The 13,930-nt window shown below is 60.9% G+C and carries 12 protein-coding genes; 4 read left to right on the top strand and 8 right to left on the bottom strand.

The window, feature by feature from the left end:
* Positions 1-294 precede the first annotated feature (294 nt).
* Positions 295-546: a DUF6074 family protein gene (locus ACWUKX_RS06270; protein ID WP_456004940.1), complete on the top strand. Its 252-nt coding sequence runs from the start codon at positions 295-297 to the stop codon at positions 544-546.
* Between the two features lie 184 nt (positions 547-730).
* Here the strand turns inward: ACWUKX_RS06270 and ACWUKX_RS06265 are convergent, their stop codons facing one another.
* Together ACWUKX_RS06265 and ACWUKX_RS06260 are read right to left on the bottom strand one after the other, a co-directional pair.
* Positions 731-958: a hypothetical protein gene (locus tag ACWUKX_RS06265; RefSeq protein ID WP_029355825.1), complete on the bottom strand. Its 228-nt coding sequence runs from the start codon at positions 956-958 to the stop codon at positions 731-733.
* Positions 959-1,201: 243 nt separating this feature from the next.
* Positions 1,202-1,324 carry a hypothetical protein gene (locus ACWUKX_RS06260; protein ID WP_277569108.1) on the bottom strand — a complete coding sequence of 41 codons (123 nt, stop codon included), beginning with the start codon at positions 1,322-1,324 and terminating at the stop codon, positions 1,202-1,204.
* Here ACWUKX_RS06260 and ACWUKX_RS06255 point away from each other — a divergent pair.
* Positions 1,303-1,665 (top strand): DUF982 domain-containing protein, encoded by a 363-nt coding sequence (locus ACWUKX_RS06255; RefSeq protein WP_084831523.1) that lies wholly within the window; start codon positions 1,303-1,305, stop codon positions 1,663-1,665. The two genes, ACWUKX_RS06260 and ACWUKX_RS06255, sit on opposite strands and share 22 nt — an antisense overlap.
* 358 nt (positions 1,666-2,023) lie before the next feature.
* Here the strand turns inward: ACWUKX_RS06255 and ACWUKX_RS06250 are convergent, their stop codons facing one another.
* The 4 genes from ACWUKX_RS06250 to ACWUKX_RS06235 all read right to left on the bottom strand — a co-directional run bounded on the left by ACWUKX_RS06250 (position 2,024) and on the right by ACWUKX_RS06235 (position 7,438).
* Positions 2,024-3,643 carry an ABC transporter ATP-binding protein gene (locus tag ACWUKX_RS06250; protein WP_456004937.1) on the bottom strand — a complete coding sequence of 540 codons (1,620 nt, stop codon included), beginning with the start codon at positions 3,641-3,643 and terminating at the stop codon, positions 2,024-2,026.
* Position 3,644: 1 nt separating this feature from the next.
* Complete coding sequence (locus tag ACWUKX_RS06245) at positions 3,645-4,766, bottom strand: ABC transporter permease (protein WP_456004934.1); 1,122 nt, start codon at positions 4,764-4,766, stop codon at positions 3,645-3,647.
* Positions 4,759-5,682, bottom strand: coding sequence for an ABC transporter permease subunit (locus ACWUKX_RS06240; RefSeq protein WP_135936065.1), 924 nt, complete (start codon positions 5,680-5,682; stop codon positions 4,759-4,761). Before ACWUKX_RS06240 ends, ACWUKX_RS06245 begins: the two co-directional genes overlap by 8 nt.
* A gap of 163 nt (positions 5,683-5,845) precedes the next feature.
* Complete coding sequence (locus ACWUKX_RS06235; RefSeq protein ID WP_095518371.1) at positions 5,846-7,438, bottom strand: peptide ABC transporter substrate-binding protein; 1,593 nt, start codon at positions 7,436-7,438, stop codon at positions 5,846-5,848.
* Positions 7,439-7,795: 357 nt separating this feature from the next.
* Here ACWUKX_RS06235 and ACWUKX_RS06230 point away from each other — a divergent pair, with 357 nt between their 5' ends.
* A complete protein-coding gene (locus ACWUKX_RS06230) occupies positions 7,796-8,275 on the top strand; it encodes a TadE/TadG family type IV pilus assembly protein (protein ID WP_456004930.1) in 480 nt (159 codons plus the stop codon).
* Entirely contained in the window at positions 8,276-10,048 is a 1,773-nt protein-coding gene (locus ACWUKX_RS06225; protein WP_456004928.1) for a pilus assembly protein TadG-related protein, read from the top strand. It begins immediately after the preceding gene.
* 16 nt (positions 10,049-10,064) lie between these two features.
* Here ACWUKX_RS06225 and bglA read toward each other — a convergent pair whose 3' ends face one another.
* Together bglA and glgX are read right to left on the bottom strand one after the other, a co-directional pair.
* The gene (bglA, locus tag ACWUKX_RS06220; RefSeq protein ID WP_456004925.1) at positions 10,065-11,690 is read right to left on the bottom strand and encodes a beta-galactosidase BglA; all 1,626 of its coding nucleotides are present in this window, start codon (positions 11,688-11,690) and stop codon (positions 10,065-10,067) included.
* Complete coding sequence (glgX, locus tag ACWUKX_RS06215) at positions 11,680-13,692, bottom strand: glycogen debranching protein GlgX (RefSeq protein WP_456004922.1); 2,013 nt, start codon at positions 13,690-13,692, stop codon at positions 11,680-11,682. The genes bglA and glgX overlap by 11 nt, the downstream gene beginning before the upstream one ends.
* Positions 13,693-13,930: the final 238 nt, after the last annotated feature.

Genomic DNA, 13,930 nt, shown 5'->3' with positions numbered 1-13,930 from the left:
CTTCAGCCTACCGCAAAACGGCAGGGAATGCGCGCGGAAACCTCACGAGCCGACTGCAGCGAAGGGCAGCTTCTGGGCGTTATCCGGCGCGATCCCCCGTCGCTCATCATCATCAATGTTTCTTGGCAGGAACTCGCACTCGCCCATGCCGCCGCGTCCAGTGGGGCGATCGCGGCACCGTCCGCAGAGCCTGGCGGACGCCCTATTCCATTGCCGACCACTGTCAAAAAAGCCTGTTAACCAAATTTTTTAACCCGCCGATGCTTATTCGCGAGACTGAAGGGTGAGGTGATCATGTGTGATTCAAACATAACCGTGTTTCCGCTGCATCGGCGGCGAAAATTGGTTCAAGGTATCGCCCGGGTCCTGGAATCGAAGAACGGGGAGGACGCGAATGCCTTCTGGCGCAGTACCGCCAAGACAATTCTCATTCAACTGTCCGAATCAGGAATTGCACCGGGGCTGGCCAAACAGGAAGTTGGAGCGCTTCTTCACGCTGTATTAGGCGATATAGCCACCCGCAGTGCTGCGAAACTTGCAGAATAGAATCGGCTCAGGACGAGGGATTGCCGCGTGGAGACAGGATGCGCAGCATTCAAGACTGCGATGGTGAAATTCTGGCTGAGGGAACGGAGCTGGCTTCCAACCTTCTCCATTCCCGCTGACCAGATTAGGCGGCATCTCACCCGCGGCATGGCCAAGGCGTCTTCGCCGACCGAAGCCGATAAGCCTAGCCCGCCTTCCGAAACGGCTGAGAGCGGCGAGAAAGGATGAGATCGAGTTCGGCTTCGTCCTCGATGCCGGCCTGGAACAATGATATTAGCTCAGATGCTGCGCCATGGGCCATGGTCGATGCCATGCTGCACTGGTTGGCTGTGCAATGCCGGATAAATACCCGTTGCAGCATTTCGAGGTCATTAGGGTAAATGGCGATGTCTGCTGGGTGACGCATAGGCATGCGGTATTCCTCGGAGAGCCAACGCCCTCATTCAGAAGCTCAGGGGTGGCTGCTGACTACGTTGTATCGCACCCTACGCCGTAGCCGTCATTTAACAATGATATACCGGCCGGGGTTGTACCGGCCGCGGCTACTAGCCTCGGAAGGGCCGCCGTCACTCGGGCGAGGACGTTCGCCATCCGTCTAGTCTGCAGGTCCGGGTGAGCGGTTTTCCGGCGCTGCTGCGCTAACCATGGCGCCAGTCTATGCGCACAGCGCACATTCGCGAAGCAGGCGCGGCAGACGGACTTTGCGGTTGGAGATGCTCAGTTCAGCCTCGACGGCATCGGGCAGCGGCAATCTGAATGCACGATGATGCGCGTTCATGCAACCACCGCCATGCCTTCGCGTTTAGCCACCTTCAATCCTGGCGAGCGATAGAAATGACGGCGTTTATTCCGATTACAATTTACCTGAATCACAAGCCGGTGGTGGTCGCGTCGATAGCCGACGCTAAGACAGCGCTTCAGCAACCGTGGCCAGTCATGGGCAAGCCATCCCGACTTGAAGCAATCCGAATGGTTGACGAATGCCTGGCCGGACACTGCAGCCAACACGCTGCGATCGCTGCCTTCCAGACGGCCGCAACTGAACAGGGGCTTCTTAAGCGAAAGCCTCCAAGCATAGGCCTGAAGAAATTTGACCGGGTTGCTGAAGACCTGATGTGAGGTCATGTCGCCCTCGCCATCTTGAACAGCTGACATGCCTCGCCCGCCATCCCCTGTGCCGACCGCTTGCGCCGCGTCCAGGCTCGGTAACACTCGGGCCAAGCGTCGCCTTGCCCTCAAGGTCCAACTTATCATCTTAGAGCGGTTCATCGTTTCACGGAAACGCCGAACCGCTCTATCTCTTTGTTTTTGCGCAATTCCGGACGGGAAACCGTTTAACACTTTTCCTGGAATTGCCCTAAACGTTAACGCGAATAGCCTGAGCTTCCGCTTCGACCTCGCACTTCAGCGCTGCCTCGTGCGTTTCTTGACGTAGGAGGGACATGCCTTTCAACCACCGCGGCCCTCAGCGGCTGCGCTACGCGCTCAAGCGAAACCGCGTGACGTCGATGGCCGCGGCCATCAACGTCTGCGTGTAGGTAGCTTGCGGATTGCTGAAGATCGCCTCGGTCGGCCCTTCCTCAACGATCTTACCCTGCTTCATGACGATGATGTAGTCGGCCATGGCGCGCACGACAGCGAGGTCGTGGCTTATGAACAGATACGACAGTTCATGGTCGGCCTGCAGCTCGCGCAGCAGTTCGACGATCTGCTTCTGGACGGAGCGGTCGAGTGCCGAGGTCGGCTCGTCGAGGACAACCACCTTGGGCTTGAGAATCATCGCCCGCGCGATGGCGATGCGTTGGCGCTGGCCGCCGGAGAATTCGTGCGGGTAGCGATTGCGCGCATTCGGATCAAGCCCGACCTCGCGCAAGGCCTCGACTGCGCGCAGATCGCGTTGCCTGCCCGACAGGGTCGGCTCATGCACCAGAAGTCCTTCGGTGACGACTTGGCCAACGGTCATGCGCGGCGACAACGAACCGAACGGGTCCTGGAAGACCAGCTGCAACTCACGCCGCAGCGGCCGCATGGCCCGGCGGTCGGCGGCGGAAATATCGCGATCGCCAAAGCGGATGAGGCCATCACTTGGCAGGAGCCGCAGCAAGGCTCGGCCGAGCGTCGATTTTCCCGAACCGGATTCGCCGACGATGCCGATGGTCTGATTTCGTTTCAGCCGGATCGAAATGTGATCGACTGCGCGCAGGATCAGCGGCTCTCCAGCAAGAAACCCGCCGCCGATCTTGAAGGTCACTTCGACATTCCTGCCTTCGAGCAGGACCGGCGCATTTGGCGGTGGCGGCGCCTTGGTTCCGGTCGGCTCGGCGGCCAGCAGCATCTTGGTATAGGCATGCTGCGGATTGACGAAGATCGCTTCCGCCTCGCCCTCCTCGACGACTTCGCCGTAGCGCATGACATAGACGCGGTCGGCAAAGCGCCGGACAATACCGAGGTCGTGGGTGATGAAGACGATCGCCATGCCGAGCTTGCGCTGCAGTTCGGCGAGCAGCATGAGGATCTGCGCCTGGATCGTCACGTCGAGCGCCGTCGTCGGTTCGTCTGCTATCAGTATGTCGGGATCGTTGGCCAGCGCCATGGCGATCATGACCCGCTGGCGCTGGCCACCCGACAATTCGTGCGGATAGGATTTCATCCGCCGCTCGGGATCGGGAATATGAACCAGCCGCAAGAGCTTGAGCGCCTCTTCGCGTGCTTGCGCCGCGCCAAGTCCGCGATGCCGGCGGATCGGTTCGATCAACTGATTGCCGATCGAATAGAGCGGATCGAGCGAGGTCATCGGCTCCTGGAAGATCATGCTGATCTTGCGGCCGCGGATCTGATTGAGCTCGGACTTGCTTAGGGTCAAAAGGTTGCGGCCGCGATAGTCGACGACGCCTGTCGCCTCGCCGTTCGAGGCCAGCAGGCTCATCGCCGCCATCATCGTCTGGCTCTTGCCGGAACCGGATTCGCCGACCACGGCAACGGTTTCGCCTGCATTGACATGGATGTTGATGCCTTTGACGGCTTCGACCGCGCCATCGAGCGTGCGAAAGCGGACCCGAAGGTCCTTGACGCTGAGAATCGTTTCGCAAGTGTCCATCTCAACGATCCCTGGGGTCGAGAGCATCGCGCAGGCCGTCGCCGACGAAATTCAGCGCGAACAGCGTCGAGACGAGGAAGAAGGCGGGGAACAAAAGCAGCCAATTGGCGGTGCCGATGTTCTTGGCGCCGGTCGAAATCAGCACGCCCCAACTGGTCATCGGTTCCTGCACGCCGAGCCCGAGGAAGGACAGGAAACTCTCCAGGATGATGACATGCGGCACCAGCAGCGTCATGTAGATGACCACCGGGCCAAGCAGGTTGGGAATGACGTGGCGGATCAGGATGCCGCGTTGCCCGACGCCCATCGCCTCCGCCGCCTGGACGTATTCCTGCCGCCGGATCGACAGCGCTTGGCCGCGCACGATGCGCGCCATGTCGAGCCACAGCACGGCGCCGACCGCCAGGAACATCAGCACGAAGTTCCGGCCGAAGAACACCACCAGCATGATGACGAAGAAGATGAACGGCAGCGAGTAAAGCACATCGACAATGCGCATCATCACCTCGTCGACCTTGCCGCCGGCAAGGCCGGCCGTAGCACCGTAGAGCACGCCGATGACGCCCGCGACAACCCCGGCGAGCAGGCCGATGGCCAGCGAGATGCGCCCCGCCATCAGCGTTCGCGACAGCAGATCGCGGCCGGTATTGTCCGTGCCGAACAGGAAATATTGCTGCCTGATCGAAGCGCTCATCACCGCTTCGAGGCCGTCAGGCGATTTACCCTCGATCTTTGTATCATCGAAGGCATCCGAACGGTCGAGGTAGCGGACATTGCGGTCGTCGATCGGCTTGGGCGATGTGACGGTGACGAAGATGCGGTTGCCTTCCTGCCGCCACTCCTTGATGTCGACACGCATGCGCTTGATCGCCTCATTGAGCGCGGTTTCTATCATGTCGGCCTTCGGATAGGCCGAGAAGCTCGGCGGCGTGCGCACATGGTCGGCGTAGATGGTGGTGTATCGATGCGGCAGCAAAGACGGCCCGAACACGCTGATTACGGCGATAAAGGCAAGATAATACAGGCTGAACATGGCGGCGCGATTGGCCTTGAGCCGTGCCCAGGCATCGCCCCATAGGGAGCGGCCGACGATGGCCGGAGCGGTGGCTGCGATGTCAGTCATAGCGCACCCTCGGGTCGACGAAGGCATACATGACGTCGACGATCAGGTTGAAGACGATGGTGAACAGCGCGATCACCACCACGGTGCCCATGACCAGCGTGTAGTCGCGGTTGAGCGCGGCATCGACGAAATAGCGGCCGATGCCGGGAATAGAAAAGATCGTCTCGACGATGATCGAACCGGTGAGGAGCGCCGCCGCCGCTGGGCCGGTAAAGGAGACAATCGGCAGTATGGCGCCGCGCAGCGCATGCTTGACGATGACCGACCAGTCCGACAGGCCGAGCGCGCGTGCGGTGCGGATGTGGTGAGAGCGCAACGATTCGATCATCGAGCCGCGCATCAGGCGAGCGACGATGGCGATCTGCGGCAGGGCGAGCGTCAGCACCGGCCCGACCTTGTTGAGCAAGGCGCCATCGCCCCAGCCGCCGATCGGCAGCAGTTTCCAGGTCAGGCCGAACACAAGCTGGATCACCGGGGCGATGACGAAGGTCGGGATGGTGCTGCCGGCGGCGGCCAGCGCGATCACCGAGTAGTCGGCAAGCTTGTTCTGGTTGAGCGCGGCAACAGTGCCGAGGAGGCCGCCGAGCAGCAGTGCCAGGATCAGGGCCGAGGCGCCGATCTGGATTGAAACGGGCAGGCCCCTGGCAAACAATTCGGTGACGGTGAAATCCGGCATGTTGTAGCTCGGACCGAAATTGCCGCGCAGCAGATTGCCGAGATAGTGGACATATTGCAGCCAGAGCGGGTCGTTGAGGCCGAACTGCGCTTCAAGATTGGCCTTGATCTCGGGGCTGAGGCCCCGCTCCTGATTGAACGGGCCGCCAGGCGCGACACGTATCAGGAAGAACGCCATGGTCACGATGACGAACAGCGTCGGGATGGCGGTCAGGAGCCGCCGGAATACGTATCGTAGCATCGGTTCCCCGCTTTGCTAGCAAACCGGAGCTGCCGCCCCCAAACGCATGACCCGAACCGAAGGTTCGGAAAGGATCACGCGCAAAATCAAGGCGTTACAGCGCCCTTTGCACGTCCCGAAGGACGCGCGGCGCTGTAAAGGAGCGGCAGTCCGGCCAAGGAGATCAGTCCTTGGAGATGAAGCGGGACGGATGCACGTCCATAACGTTATCCTCGAAGCCATGAAGCTTCGGAGAAACGATATCCTTGTAGCTATAGTAGAGAAGCGGGATGTTGCCGACCTCGTCGACAAGGATGCGCTCGGCCTCGGCGAGTTCTTTCATGCGCTGTTCGGGCTTGCCGCCAGCGGCAGCCGCCTCGTCCATGGCCTTCTCGAATTCCGGGCTGTTGTAGCCCGAATAGTTGTTGCCGCTTGCCTTGCGGGAGATGCCGAGGAAGGTTTCCGGATCCTTGTAATCGGCAATCCAGCCAGCACGCGCCACGTCGTAGTCGCCCTTCTGCTCAAGGAAGGAGTAGTGGGTCTTGGTGTCGGTGTTGAGCAGCGTGACTTCGACGCCGAGCGGCTTCAACTGCTCCTGGATGGCGACCGCAGTGTTCTTGTGGTTTTCCGACGTGTTGTAGCGGATTTCCATCTTCAGCGGTTTCTCGGGGGTATAGCCAAGCTTCTCGAGTACCTTCTTGGCCTCATCCTCGCGGTCGATCTGCGACATATCCGCGTATTTGGCCATTGCCGGCGTATAGCCCTCAATGCCTGGAGGCACCATCGAATAGCCGGGCAGCATGGAGTTCTGCCAGACCTTTTCGGCAAGGAAATCGCGGTCGACTGCCATGGAGATGGCGTTGCGCAGTTCGACGTTGTCCCACGGGGCCTTGTCGGTCTTGATCGCAAAATAGTAGGTGCCGAGGTAAGGCCCGACGCGAATCTGATCGCCAAACTTGGCCTTGAGGTCGGCGAGCTGCTCGGTCGGGAGGTCGTCGTAGCTGTCGAGTTCGCCGGCCTCAAAGCGCTTCATCGCCGACGAACGATCTTCGGTCGGGATGTAGTTGACGACGTCGAGCTTGACGGTTGCAGCGTCCCAGAATTTCGGATTCTTGACCAGTTTGATGTGGTCGTTGGGAACCCACTCCGCCAGCGTATAGGCGCCGTTGGAGACCAGATTGCCCGGCTTGATCCAATCGGCGCCGAGCTTTTCCATTGAGGCCTTGTTGACCGGATAGGCCGCCTGGTGGGTCAGCATTTCGAGGAAATAGGGCGTGGGCGCCTTCAGCGTCACTTCCAGTGTATTTGCGTCGATTGCCTTGACGCCCATCTCCTCGGGCTTGGCCTTCTTGGTGTTCACCTCCTCGGCATTCTTCACGGGATAGAGCATCGAAGCGTATTCGGCGCCGGTGGCCGGGTCTTCCAGCCGTTGGAAAGCGTAGACGAAGTCATCTGCCGTGACCGGAGCACCATCCGACCAGACGGCGCCCTTGCGCAGCTTGAAGGTGTATACGGTGCCGTCGTCCGATACTGTCCAGCTTTCGGCGGCGCCCGGGATGAGGTTCGCCTTTGCGTCCTGCATGGTCAGCCCCTGGAACAGGTCACGCAAAATATTTGCTTCGTAGATTGTCGAGGTCTTGTGCGGGTCGAGCGACTCCGATTCGGCGGCGGTGCCGCGGTTATAGACGACCTCGGCGAAGGCCGGCGTGTAGAACGTGCCGGCGGCCAAGGCCATGGTTGTGGCGAACACCGTCGCCTTCAGCATATTTTTCAGCATGGAGTTCTCCCTGTCGAGGCGGCCGTTCAGCTGCGCCTCTTGAGTGTTGACGCCCCGAAACCGATTAGATGGCCCCTTTGAGCGCGCCGCCGGTTCCCTTTCCGGCAGCTGGTGGCCAAACAGTAACGTGGCGATTTTTTATTTCAACAGACTCGTTAGGTCACCCTAAGTAAGGCGCAGCGACAGGCCACTTCGCGACCGGCAGAACAGCGGCTTGCCTCGTTTCCCATTTCAAGCCTTCGTTTCCGGCCAGAAACTTGTCGTCGATTCCACTTTGCCGAAATGTCTTAATGCGTCTTTAAACAACGATGGGTTATATTTTTCGTGAGCTTCGGTATGTCTCGATGGGCGAAGGACATGAACCGCGAAGAAAGTAAGACAATCTCTATAGAGCGTCATAAATCGCGCCGTGTAAGACTCAAATTACGCCAGTTTAGAGAGCGGTCCGGAACTTCCGCCATTGAGTTCGCGCTGCTTTCGCCGATTTTTATCTTCCTTTTGCTCGGAATGGTTGCATATGGTATCTATTTCGGTGCAAGCAACTCCGTACAGCAAATCGCGGCGGACGCCGCCCGCACGGCGATTGCCGGGCTAAACGAAGGCGAGCGCCAGGCGCTGGTGACCAGTTTCGTCAACAACAATGCCGGCGGATATCCCTTCGTCAAATCCGACAAGCTGACCTATCAGGCCAAGGACAGCACAGCCGACGGAAACCAGTTCGTCGTGTCCGTCCAATATGATGCCCGTAACCTGCCGGTCTGGAACCTGTTCCCGGCACTGCCCATGCCTGGAACCACGATCTCACGCCAGTCGACAATCCGGGTTGGAGGCATCTGAATGTCGGAACCCTTGCTGGAGAGGATCGGCCGGGTCGCCCGCTCAATGCTTGGCGACCTGAAGGCGAACTTCACCGTCATGACGGCGCTGTGTGCACCGTTCGCGCTGGCGCTGGCCGCCTTCGCCATCGACGAAGGCTCGATCTATGTGGAGCGCCGGGAAGCCCAGGCAATGACCGATCTGGCGGCAATCACCGCCGCCTCCAACATCACGAACATTGAGGCCGCGGTGGTGACCACGCTCGGCGACAACGGAATGCCGGGTATCGTGGTTCAGAAGGCAGGACAGACGATCGCCCCCGCCCTCGGAAAAACCGTCGTGTCGGTCACCGCCGGCCGATACTCACCAGAGTCGTCGCTCGGCGTCGACAAGCGCTTCGAGGCCGGCAAGACGCCGTACAATGCCGTCCATGTCGCGCTGAAAAAGATTCCTGCCCGCTATTTCGCGAGTTCGCTTATTCCTACGCCGGTCATCGGCACCGAAGCCCTTGCCAGCGTCACGCCGCAGGCGATGTTCTCGGTCGGGTCCAGGCTTCTCAGCGTCAATGGCGGCATCCTGAACGCGCTTCTCAGCGGCCTCCTGGGCACTAACATCTCGCTCAGCGTCATGGACTATAACGCCCTGATCTCGGCCGATGTGAATGTGCTTTCGTTCGTCGACGCTCTTGCCGTCCAGTTGCAACTGACAGGCGTCAGCTATTCAGACGTGCTGGCATCAAAAGCGACCGTGGGCCAGGTAGCCACGGCCCTGGCTAACGTTTCAACGGTTGGCAGCAGCAGCAAGCTCGTTCTGCAGACAATCGCGTCCAGAACCACCAGCACTGTCAAAATCCCGCTCAATCATCTTGTCGACCTTGGATCAATTGGCCAGTTGGGCCTCGGACAAAAGCCGGCCGGTTTTTCCGTCGATGCAAGCGCCATGGGCATGCTGACCACCGCCGCCGCACTGGCGAACGGCTCCAAGCAGGTCGAGCTCAATCTCGGAGCCACCATTCCGGGGCTTACCTCCACCACGCTTGCCGTTGCCATCGGCGAACCGGCACAGTTCTCGCCATGGCTGGCGATCGGCGAAAAAGGCGCCGTCGTGCGCACGGCGCAGACGCGGATCAAGCTGGTGGCGTCCGTCGGCATCGGCAGTCCCAATCTCGGTGGCGGCATCAGCCTGCTGGCCGTCAAACTGCCGCTGCATGTCGAAGTAGCCTACGCCGAAGCCAAGCTGACTGACATCAGCTGCCCGACCGGGCGCCCCGACAGTTTGAAGGTTTCCATTGCCGCACGTCCGGGGATAGCTTCGCTGCGCCTTGCCGCCAGCGACACAGACAACAACCCCACCGCCTTCGCCGATTTCAGCAATCCACAATCGTTCTACGATGCGCAGATCGCGGCAGTGAAGCTTCTGCTCATTCCACTGCTCTCAGTGAATGGTTCCGCGGCGCCTGAGATCACCAACGACGATCCGACGACATTGACCTTCAACAGCACCGAGATCGCCAACAAGACGATAAAGACCGCATACACGCAAACCCCGACGCAATCCCTCACCACGTCACTGGTCAACAAATTGTCGCTCTCAGTCGGCGCGCTGGGCCTCGGGCTGGACGTGACCGCCCTGCTTGGCACGGTGAGGCCAGCAGTAAAAGCGCTTCTGAACGGTGTGACGGCGCCTGTCGACAGCTTGGTTTACAACGTGCTTGCGGCACTGGGCGTGCGTGTTGGCGAGGCCGATGTCCGTGTCATGGGCGCGACTTGCGGGCGCTCCGTGCTCGTTCAATAAACTGCCGATAGAGAGATCAGCCGGCTCGTCCTAGGAAGCAGGCTAGCGGCGGCAGCGACAGAGTTTTTTCCTGCAAGGCGGCACCAGCGCCAAGATCGATCGTCTCTGCGACATCGATATCCTGCGGCAACGGCCAGCTGGCCGGCTCCTCGGCGAAATTGAAAACGCAAAGCAGCTTCTCGCCGCCGCCTTCGCGAATGAAGGCAAGCACATCGCCCTCGGCATCGAGAAAGCGGATCGAACCCTGTACCAATGCGGCATGCTGCTTGCGCAACGCCAGCATCGCCCGGTAGCTGGCTAGAACCGACTTTTCCTCGGCGTTCTGGACATCGACCGCGCGGGCGCAATGGCTTTCCGGGATCGGGAGCCACGGCTCGCCTGTTGAAAACCCGGCATTGTCGGCGCCTTTCTCCCAGACCATCGGCGTGCGGCATCCATCCCTGCCCTTGAATCCCGGCCAGAAGCGGATGCCGTAAGGATCGCGCAGATCCTCGAACGCCAATTCCGCCTCCTCCAGCCCGAGCTCCTCGCCCTGATAGAGGCAGATCGATCCACGCAGGCATGACAGCAGCGCGATCGAGAACTTCGCCGTCCTTTCCAGATCGCCGCCGGGCCTCGTCCAGCGTGTCACATGGCGAACGACATCGTGGTTGGAAAATGCCCAGCAGACCCAACCGTCCAAGACCGTACTCTCGAAAGCCTCGACACATCCGCGTACATGTGTTGCCGAGAATTGCGGACCGAGCAGGTCGAACGTGTAGCACATGTCGAGCTTGTCGCCGCCGCCGGTGTAGGCGGCGAGCGTCTGCAACGAACGGGTTTCGTCGCCGACCTCACCGACAGCGGCGCGGCCCTCATATTCGTCGAGCAGCGCCCGAAAACGCTTGAGGAAAGCGAGGTTTTCGGGCTGGGTTTTGTCAAACAGATGCTCCTGATAGAGGTAGGGATTGGTTTCGGTGTTCGTGCCGGCGACGCTCGACGCCAAGGGCGGGTTGCTGCGCAGCCAGCGGTCATGGACATAGTAGTTGACCGTATCGAGCCGAAAGCCGTGGACGCCGCGCTCCAGCCAAAACCGCACCGTTTCCAGCAAGGCGTCCTGAACCTCCGGATTGTGGAAATTGAGGTCCGGCTGGGAGGCGAGGAAATTATGCATGTAGTATTGTCTGCGGGTCGCGTCCCACTCCCAGGCGGGGCCGCCAAAGACCGACAGCCAGTTATTGGGCGCGGTGCCGTCAGGCCTCGGATTGGCCCAGATATACCAGTCCGCCCTAGGGTTATCGCGGCTCGCGCGGCTTTCGACGAACCATTCGTGCCGGTCGGACGAATGCGACAGGACCTGGTCGATAATGACTTTCAGGCCGAGACGGTGCGCCTCGGCGACCACCGCCTCGAAATCCTCTGATATGCCGAACATCGGGTCGACGGCTGTATAGTCGGATACGTCGTAGCCCATATCAGCCATCGGTGACTTGAAGAAGGGCGACAGCCAGACGGCGTCGACGCCAAGCGATGCGACATGAGCCAGCCTTGAGACAATGCCGCGCAGATCGCCACTGCCGTCCCCTGTCGTGTCCTGGAAGGAGCGCGGGTAGATCTGGTAGATGACGCAGCCGCGCCACCACTCGGCGTTGTCACTTGCCACCGCCGTTCTCCTTTATCTGAGCCTGCGCGGCTTTGTGTTCGATCATGAAAATCACCGTTCGCCCCGGCACCGGCCGTGAAATTCCGGCTGCGCCGTCCGGTATTTCGATGGCTGGCTCCCAGCGAAATCCGTCGCGCTCCGGCAGCGTGAACATACACGCCCGGCGGTCGCCATTGATGACCACGGCAAGGCGGCAATCATCGCCGCCGAGCATCATGATCAGGCGGTACCGCCCGAAATCGTGCCAGCCTGCCTCATCGAGCGGCATGCCGGTTTCAGTCAGCCAGACGACGTCCGGTATTTCTGACCCGGGCCGCGGCTCTCCGGTCAGCAAGCGCGTGTCGGAAAGCGCCGGCACGGAACGACGCATCGCGGCGAGCAAAACGGCGCATTGTTCCAACGCCTGGTTACGCCGGGTCCAGTCGAGCCAGGTGATCTCGTTGTCCTGCGCATAGGCATTGTTGTTGCCCTTCTGGGTGCGGCCGAATTCGTCGCCGGCGGTCAGCATGACCGTGCCGCGCGAGGCAAACAGTGTCGCGAGCAGCGCACACTGGTCATCGAAACGGGCCGTAACGATCCCCCGGTCGCCGGTCTCACCCTCGGCGCCATTGTTCCAAGACAAGTTGTCGTCGTGGCCATCGCGATTTTGCTCGCCATTGGCCTCATTGTGCTTGTGCTCGTAGGCAACAATGTCGGCCAGCGTCATGCCGTCATGCGCGGCGATGAAATTGACGCTGCGGCTTGTCTGGTGGCCTGGCTTGGCAAACACGTCGGACGAGCCGGCAAGCCGGGTCGCCAGCGCGCCGACCATGCCGCTATCGCCGCGCCAGAACCGGCGGATGTCGTCGCGATATTTGTCGTTCCATTCGAGGAAGGGCGGCGGAAAATTGCCAAGCTGATAGCCGTCCGGGCCGATATCCCAAGGCTCGGCGATCAGCACCCTGTCACTAAGGACCGGGTTGTTCCGAATACCCATAAGCAACGGTGCCGCCGCGTCGAATACGCCATCGACCCGACCCAAAATGGGCGCCAGATCGAAGCGAAAACCGTCGACGCCAGCATGGCGGACAAAGTGACGAAGCGTGTCGAGGATCATTTCCCGGACGATCGGATGATCACAGGCGACCGTGTTGCCGGTGCCGGTGTCGTTAGCCAAGCTGCCGTCCGGCCAATGTCGGAAGTAGGCGCGGCTGTCGAGGCCGCGCAGCGACAGCGTCGGCCCAAGCCTGTCGCTTTCGCCGGTGTGGTTGAAGACGAGGTCGAGGATGACGCCGATGCCCGCCTCACGCAGCGTGGCGACGGTCTGCCGCAATTCCGCGAGACCGCCGGGCGCCAGGCGCGGATCGAGCGCCATGAAGGTCACGGGGTTGTAGCCCCAGGCATTACGCAGCCCGAGCGGCGGCAGATGCCGCTCATCGATCGATGCCGTCACCGGCATCAGTTCGACCGCCCCGACCCCGAGTTTTTTCAGGTGCTCGACGATGGCCGGATGGGCAAGAGCTGCAATCGTTCCGCGCTGGGGCTTCGGGATGTCCGGATGCAGCATTGTGAAGGCGCGCACCGGCACTTCGTAGATCAGGCCACCGGGCTGGAATAGCGGCGGCAAGGCAGGCACCGGTTGCGGCAGGGTGGCGGCAATCGCTTTCGGCAGCAGCGGCGCAGTATCGGTGCCCTCGCCCCGTCGTGCGGCGAGCCTGATGTCATAGACATAAGGCCTGTCGATCTCGACGGCATATGGGTCGACCAGCAGCTTGTCGGGATCGAACCAGAGCCCTTTCTCGGGCGCATAGTCGCCATCGGCGCGAAACCCGTATCGGGTGCCGGCAGCGAGGCCGGCAACGAAAAGCGCGTGAACGCCCTCGCCTTCCGGCTGGAGTTCGAGCCGGTCGATCTCCCTCTCCCCCTGCTCGTCGAAGATCGAGACCCAGAGCCGGCTGGCCGCAGACGACCATGCGGCAAAGCGAATGCCTTCGCGGGTGACGGTCGCGCCAAGCGAGGTCACGTGCACTCACAGCAACAGATCATAGACAGATTGAGGCGTTGGCAGGTTGGCTCCCCCGTCTTCCCTTGTGGGAGAAGGTGTCGCCAAAGGCGACGGATGAGGGGTGCTCCAGCTAGGCACCGACAGCACTCCGTCCAACACCCCTCATCCGGCTCGGCGCTACGCGCCAATCCACCTTCTCCCACAAGGAGGCCTTTGCACAGAATCTGATTGGTGATTCTGTAGTGTTGGTCACTAC

It is taken from the genome of Mesorhizobium sp. f-mel, from assembly GCF_053850215.1.
This window is presented reverse-complemented; position numbering and strand designations above follow the sequence as displayed.